General features: G+C 71.7%; 8 protein-coding genes. 4 read left to right on the top strand and 4 right to left on the bottom strand.

Annotation, left to right across the window (positions count from 1 at the left end; genetic code table 11):
- Nucleotides 1-321, top strand: a 321-nt coding sequence (locus ACFE8Y_RS20075) for a hypothetical protein (protein WP_375466139.1), incomplete at its 5' end; no start/stop codon positions are given.
- A 17-nt stretch (nucleotides 322-338) separates the two neighbouring features.
- Here the strand turns inward: ACFE8Y_RS20075 and ACFE8Y_RS20070 are convergent.
- Both ACFE8Y_RS20070 and ACFE8Y_RS20065 read right to left on the bottom strand, forming a co-directional pair.
- A complete protein-coding gene (locus tag ACFE8Y_RS20070) occupies nucleotides 339-1,085 on the bottom strand; it encodes a glycerophosphodiester phosphodiesterase family protein (RefSeq protein WP_375466138.1) in 747 nt (248 codons plus the stop codon).
- Entirely contained in the window at nucleotides 1,085-1,558 is a 474-nt protein-coding gene (locus ACFE8Y_RS20065) for a RidA family protein (protein ID WP_375466137.1), read from the bottom strand. The genes ACFE8Y_RS20070 and ACFE8Y_RS20065 overlap by 1 nt, the downstream gene beginning before the upstream one ends.
- A 255-nt stretch (nucleotides 1,559-1,813) precedes the next feature.
- Here ACFE8Y_RS20065 and ACFE8Y_RS20060 point away from each other — a divergent pair, with 255 nt between their 5' ends.
- The 3 genes from ACFE8Y_RS20060 (at nucleotide 1,814) to ACFE8Y_RS20050 (ending at nucleotide 5,350) form a co-directional block, all read left to right on the top strand.
- Nucleotides 1,814-3,007, top strand: coding sequence for an aspartate aminotransferase family protein (locus ACFE8Y_RS20060; protein ID WP_375466136.1), 1,194 nt, complete (start codon nucleotides 1,814-1,816; stop codon nucleotides 3,005-3,007).
- Nucleotides 3,008-3,084: 77 nt separating this feature from the next.
- Entirely contained in the window at nucleotides 3,085-4,086 is a 1,002-nt protein-coding gene (gene argF / locus ACFE8Y_RS20055) for an ornithine carbamoyltransferase (RefSeq protein ID WP_375466135.1), read from the top strand.
- 238 nt (nucleotides 4,087-4,324) lie between these two features.
- Nucleotides 4,325-5,350, top strand: a complete 1,026-nt coding sequence (locus tag ACFE8Y_RS20050) for an Hsp33 family molecular chaperone (RefSeq protein WP_375466134.1) — start codon at nucleotides 4,325-4,327, stop codon at nucleotides 5,348-5,350.
- Between the two features lie 12 nt (nucleotides 5,351-5,362).
- Here ACFE8Y_RS20050 and speG read toward each other — a convergent pair whose 3' ends face one another.
- Together speG and ACFE8Y_RS20040 are read right to left on the bottom strand one after the other, a co-directional pair.
- Entirely contained in the window at nucleotides 5,363-5,929 is a 567-nt protein-coding gene (speG, locus tag ACFE8Y_RS20045; RefSeq protein WP_375466133.1) for a spermidine N1-acetyltransferase, read from the bottom strand.
- Nucleotides 5,926-6,709: M20/M25/M40 family metallo-hydrolase (locus tag ACFE8Y_RS20040; RefSeq protein ID WP_375466132.1), on the bottom strand; the 784-nt coding region annotated here is incomplete at its 5' end. The genes ACFE8Y_RS20040 and speG, both read right to left, overlap by 4 nt.

The following is a 6,709-nucleotide window of genomic DNA, read 5'->3' as shown; positions in this document are numbered from 1 at the left end:
CTAGCCAATCTCGATCAGCAGGACACCAACGTCCCCGGCACCATCTTCGTCTCGACGGCTCTCGGATCTCACGGCCCGCACGTGAAGTGGTATCCGGGCCGGGCGGGCAAGGACCTGCCGTGCCTCATCGTCTCGGTCGAGGCCGATCCGAAGGTGCGCGACGATTTTCTGCCATCGCGGGTGTCCAGGGCCGCAGAGCCTCTGGTCATCGCCTGGGTTCGGCTGAACCACGATGCGCTGCTGCGTTTCTGGATGGACGGTACGTCCTGGAACCGCAGGGAAGTCTCGGCCTTCCTCGATAGCCTGTCGCCCCTGCCGTAGGGGCTGGCCAGTCCGCGTCACGGCGTGAATCCCTCGAACACCATCTGGTCGGCGTGCGCCTCGGCGAGCCGCCGCTGATCGTCGGTGCGGACCGTCCAGGCCACCACCGGCAGGTGCCCGAGCACGCGGGCGAGGTGGGTCGCGGCGCAGGGCAGGTCGTCGACCCGCCAGGAGACGAAGTCGGGCCGCGTCTCGCCGACGTGGAGGAGGTCCGAGAGCGCGCGCCGCGCCGACGCGCCGAGCGCCGCGTAGGCGGGATCGTCCTGGCGGGTCTCGCCGACGATCCCGCGCGGGATGTCGTCCGCGACCAGGCCGCGGAGGGCGGCGACAATCTGCGGATCGAAGGATTTCAGCGCGACGGGCCCGTCGTACGCCGCCGCCAGTTCCGCCACCCGCCGGGCCAGGGCGAGGTCGCCGGAATAGGTCGACTTGATCTCGACGATCAGCGGCGCGGCGCCCGCGATCGCGGTGAGGAAGGCCGGGAGCGTAGGGATCGTTTCGCGGCTGCCGGCGATGCCGAGACGGCCGAGTTCCGCGGCCGACCGCGCAGCGACGGGATCGCTCTCCCCCGTCAGCCGGCCGAGGCCGGAATCGTGGAACACCATCGCCTCGCCGTCGGCGCTGATCTGCACGTCGCACTCGATGGCGTAGCTGCCCGCGATCGCCGCGCGGGCCGCGGCGATGGTGTTCTCCGGCCGGCCCGCCGCGCGGTCGTGCAGACCGCGATGGGCGATCGGGCGCGCGGTGAGCCAGGAGGGCGCCATCACCGCACCTCGAACATCGCCTCGACCTCGACGGCGGCATCGAGCGGCAGTTCCGCGACGCCGATCGTGGAGCGGGCGTGGCGGCCGCGCTCGCCCAGCACGGCGACCATCAGGTCGGAGGCCCCGTTCATGATGCCGGCGATCGCGGAGAAGCTCGGCACGCAGTTGATGAAGCCGCCGAGCCGCACGCACTGGACCACCCCGCGGTCGAGGTCGCCCACCGCCGCGTCGAGCTGGGCGAGCACGTTGAGCGCGCAGAGCCGCGCGGCGACGAGCCCGTCCTCGGTGGAAACCTCGGCGCCGAGCTTGCCGGTGTGGGCAGGGCCGAGCTTGCCGTCCGCGCCGAGGCAGATCTGGCCGGAGATCACCACGAGGTTGCCGCTGCGCACGAACGGCACGTAGTTCGCGACAGGGGCGGCCGCCCTCGGCAGCGTGAGGCCCAGGTGCTCCAGGCGTTCCTTGACCGTGCTCATGTTCGGCTCCCCTGTCCGTGATCCGCCGGCCCTGGAGCACGGGCCGCGTGCTCGGCGCAAGCCGCGCCTGCCCCGCCAACGCACGCAACCGCTCGATGCCGAAGGTCTGTCGCAGGATAGCACCCGGCCTTATCATTGACAGGCGAGCCTCGTTTCATAGTAATCGCGCGCGTGCCGCCCCGGTGACGAGGCGGCACTTTCGTTTTCAACGCGGGGCGCGGGCGCGCCCCGCCCAGCGCGACGGAGACGGGACCCGTGACATCCGCCCTTCTGCCAACCTATGCCCGGGCTCCCGTCGCCTTCGAGCGCGGCGAGGGCGCATGGCTGGTGGCCAGCAGCGGCGAGCGATACCTCGATTTCGGCGCCGGCATCGCGGTCAACGCGCTGGGCCACGCCCATCCGCACCTCGTCGCGGCCCTGACCGCGCAGGCAGGCAAGCTCTGGCACACCTCGAACCTGTTCGAGATTCCCGAGGGCGAGCGACTCGGGCAGCGCCTCGTCGACGCGACGTTCGCCGACGTCGCCTTCTTCTGCAATTCCGGGGCGGAGGCGAACGAGGCCGCGATCAAGATGGCGCGCAAGTACCACGCGGACGGCGGCCACCCGGAGCGCTATCGGATCATCACCGTCGCGGGCGCGTTCCACGGCCGGACGCTGGCGACGCTGGCGGCCGGCGGCCAGCAGAAGTACATCGACGGCTTCGGGCCGAAGGTCGAGGGCTTCGATCAGGTCGCGTTCGGCGACCACGAGGCCCTGCGCGCGGCGATCGGCCCGGAGACGGCCGCCGTGATGATCGAGCCGATCCAGGGGGAGGGCGGCGTCCGGCCGGTGCCGCCGCAGTGCCTGCGCGGCCTGCGCGAACTCTGCGACGCGCACGGCATCCTGCTGATCATGGACGAGGTCCAGACCGGGGTCGGCCGGACGGGACGCCTGTTCGCGCACGAGTGGTCGGGGATCGCGCCCGACATCATGAGCGCGGCCAAGGGCATCGGCGGCGGCTTCCCGCTCGGCCTGTGCCTCGCCACGCGCGCGGCGGCGCGCGGCATGACGGCCGGCAGCCACGGCACCACCTTCGGCGGCAACCCGCTCGCCATGGCGGTGGGCAACGCGGTACTCGACGTGGTGCTGGGCGAGGGCTTCCTCGACCACGTGCAGCGCGTCGCGCTCGTCCTGAGGCAGAAGCTCGCGTCCTTGCGCGACCGCTACCCGCAGGTGTTCAGCGAGGTCCGCGGCGAAGGGCTGATGCTCGGGCTCAAGCTCGGCGTGCCCAACACCGCGTTCGCGGCGGCCGCGCGGGCCGAGCACCTCCTGGTGATCCCGGCGGGCGACAACGTCGTCCGCCTGCTGCCGCCGCTCATCGTGACGGAGGCCGAGGTGGCCGAGGCCGTCGAGCGCCTGGAATCCACCGCCGCCGCACTCACGACCGCGATGCGCGGGGCCGCCGAGTGAGCCCTCCCAAGTTCCCTGGCGCAGCCCCCCTGCGCGTGGGGCGCCCGGCCGACGAAACCTGAGAACGATGTGTTGAGATGACCGCCCCAGCAAACGGCCGGACCCACGGCCCAGTGATCCGCCGAGCGGTCCACCCGGCGAACGGCCCGGCCGCGCAGCCCCGCCACTTCCTCGACCTCAAGGACCTGTCCGGTCTCGATCTGCGCCGGGTGCTCGACGCCGCCGCCGCGATGAAGAGCCGCCGCCGCAAGGGCGAGCCGGCAGCCGAGCGCCCGCTCGCGGGCAAGACCCTCGCGATGGTGTTCGATCGGCCCTCGACCCGCACCCGCGTCTCCTTCGACGTGGCGATGCGCGAACTCGGCGGCGAGACCCTGATGCTGACGGGTAGCGAGATGCAGCTCGGCCGCGGCGAGACCATCGGCGACACGGCGCGGGTGCTCTCGCGCTTCGTCGACGCGATCATGATCCGCATCCTCGACCATGGGCTGGTGATGGAGCTGGCCGCGCACGCCGCCGTCCCGGTGATCAACGCGCTGACCAAGGTCTCGCATCCGTGCCAGGTCATGGCCGACGTGCTGACCTTCGAGGAGCATCGCGGTTCGATCCAGGGCCGTACCGTCGCGTGGTCGGGTGACGCCAACAACGTGCTGACGAGTTGGGCGCACGCGGCCGCGCGCTTCGACTTCACCCTCAACGTCGCCTGCCCGCCGGAGCTGGCACCGTCCTCCGCGCTGATGGCGTGGGCGAAGCGGGAGGGCGCGCGCGTCAACGTCACCGCCGACGCGTTCGCGGCCGTCGAGGGCGCCGACGCGGTCGTGACCGATTGCTGGGTCTCGATGGGCGACGACGACGAGCATCACCGCCACAACCTGCTCAGCCCCTATCAGGTGAACGCCGCGCTGATGCGGGCGGCCGCCCCGGATGCCCTGTTCATGCACTGCCTGCCGGCGCACCGGGGCGAGGAGGTCACCGCCGAGGTGATGGACGGGCCGCAATCGGTGGTGTTCGACGAAGCCGAGAACCGCCTGCACGCTCAGAAGGGCATCCTGGCGTGGTGCCTGCACGCGGGCGGTCTGTAGCCGGCAGGGTCGCGAAGGCGGGCGCGGCCTCCCATATGCCCCTCTGTCCGCGGGGGCCGCGCGGCCCCCTCTCCCGCTCGGGAGAGGGCTGGGTGAGGGATGAGAACGATCCGGAGAGGTCGCCCTCCTCCATCCTTCCCTCGGGAAGGCCCCGCGCCCGGCATCCACCCGCCCCCATCACTCCGGCGAGAACCGGTATCCGCTGCGCGCCGGGTGCTCTCGCCCTCACGGAGAACCCATGACCTCCGGACGCGACACCACTTCCACCCGGACCATCGGCAACGGCCACGACGGTGCCGACGACGCCGTGCTGCCATTCTCGGTCGAGGCGCTGGACGTGCGCGGGCGCGTCGTGCGCCTCGGGTCCTCGGTCGACACCATCCTGCGGCGGCACGGCTACCCGGACGCGGTGGCGCGCCTGCTCGGCGAGGCCGCGGCGCTCACCGTGCTGCTCGGCTCCTCCCTGAAGTTCGAGGGCCGGTTCCAGCTTCAGACCAAGACGGACGGGCCGGTCGGGATGATCGTGGTGGATTTCGAGGCCCCCGACCGCCTGCGCGCCACCGCCCGCTTCGATGCGGACCGGGTCGCGGCGCTGGGCCAGGGCCCGCGCAAGGCGCCCGAGCTGATCGGGCAGGGGCACTTGGCCATGACCATCGACCAGGGCTCGGCCGCCAGCCGCTACCAGGGCGTCGTCGCGCTGGAGGGCCAGGATCTGGAGGCGGCGGCGCACCAGTACTTCCGCCAGTCCGAGCAGATCCCCACGCAGGTGCGGCTCGCCGTGGCCGAGGCCTTCGAGGCCGGGCAGGGCCGCTGGCGCGCGGGCGGCCTGCTGGTGCAGTTCCTGCCGCAATCGATCGACCGGGCGCGGCTGGCCGACCTGCCGCCGGGCGACATCCCGGAGGGGCATCCCCACCTCGACGCCGCCGGTACGCCCGAGGACGACGCCTGGGTCGAGGCCCGCTCCCTGGTCGCCACGGTGGAGGATCTGGAACTCGTCGACCCGGACGTGTCGAGCGAGCGGCTGCTCTACCGCCTGTTCCACGAGCGCGGGGTGCGGGTGTTCGAGCGCCAGCCCGTGCACGAGCGGTGCCGCTGCTCGCGCGAGCGGGTGATGGGCATGATCCGCGCGTTCTCGGACGCGGAGCGCCGCGAGATGGTGGCCGACGACGGCCGCATCGCGATCACCTGCGAGTTCTGCTCGCGCCGCTACGACCTCGACCCGGCCGAGGTCGAGGCGGAGGTGGCCGGGACGCCGGGCCAGTAGGCGCAACCGGCTTCAGGTCCTCAGCACCGGCTCGGCGATGTCGCCGCCGCCGCGGGCGGCGAGGTATTCGGGCTGGAACAGGCACATGCGGACCGCGTCACGGTAGCGACCGTTCATGAAGAACTCGTCGCGCAGGATACCCTCGGGGCGGAAGCCGCAGCTCTCGTAGATGCGCACGGCGCGGGCGTTGTCCTTGTCCACGTGCAGGTAGAGCTTGTGGATGTTGAGCACGCTGAAGGCGTAATCCATCGCGATCCGCGTGGCGCGCCGCGCGAAGCCCCGGCCCTGGAAGCCGGGGTGGATCGCGATCTGGAACTCGCAGCGCCGGTGCAGGTGGTTGATCTCCACGAGCTCGACGAGGCCCGCCGGCTCGCCCGCGAGCGTGGCGATGATGAAACGCCGCTCGGTCTGGTTGTGGATGTTGCGCTCGTAGAGCTGCGCCAGCTCGGCGAAGGACTCGTAGGCCTCCTCGAACCAGTAGCGCATGATGCTGTCGTTGTTGTTGAGCTGATGGACAAACATCAGGTCTTCGCGCTCCAGCGGGCGCAGCTTGACCGTGTCGGCCTGGACGCCGGTCATGCGGCGCACTCCGCGATCAGGCGGCGCAGGAACGCCTCGCCCTCGTCGAGGGCGCGGAGCGTGATGAACTCGTCCGGCTGGTGCGCCTGATCGATCGAGCCCGGCCCGCAGACGATGGTGGGGATGCCGGCGGCCTGGAAGCGCCCGGCCTCCGTCGCGTAGGGCATCGACACCGTGCGGTTGCGGGAGGCCATGCGCAGCGCCAGCCGCTCGGCCTCCGAGCCGGGCTCCGGCAGCAGGCCGGGGATCGCCACCTCCTCGATCGTCTCGATGCGCCCGTAATCGCCGTAGCGGTTCAGGCGCTCGCGGATCACCCGATCGACCCGCGCCTGGAACAGGCGCGGGATCTCGCCCATGTCGAGGTCGGGCAGGCCGCGGAACTCCCAGTGGAAGGCGCATGCCTTGGGCAGGATGTTGCGCGCGGTGCCGCCCCGGATCGTGCCGACATGCACCGTGGTCGCCGGCGGATCGAACCGGCCGGACGCGTCGCCGCGGGCGATCATCAGGTCGGCGATGGCGTTCAGCCCCGACACGAGGTCGCAGGCCGCCATCACCGCGTTGGCGCCGAGCTGAGGCTTGGCCGAGTGTGCCTCACGGCCGTGCACGGTGGTGTGGTAGGTGACGATGCTCTTGTGGGCGTCGGCGACCTCCAGGTCCGTCGGCTCGCCGACGATCACCGCGCCGGGACGCGGCAGGTCGGCGCCGAAGCGCGCGATGGTGTCCATGACGCCGAGGCAGGTGGTCTCCTCGTCGTAGGACAGCAGGATGTGGATCGGCCGC

The sequence above is a fragment of the uncultured Methylobacterium sp. genome, from assembly GCF_964242245.1.
Classification (GTDB): domain Bacteria; phylum Pseudomonadota; class Alphaproteobacteria; order Rhizobiales; family Beijerinckiaceae; genus Methylobacterium.
Note: the sequence above shows the minus strand (reverse complement) of the source record. Positions and strands in the feature narration are given on the sequence as shown.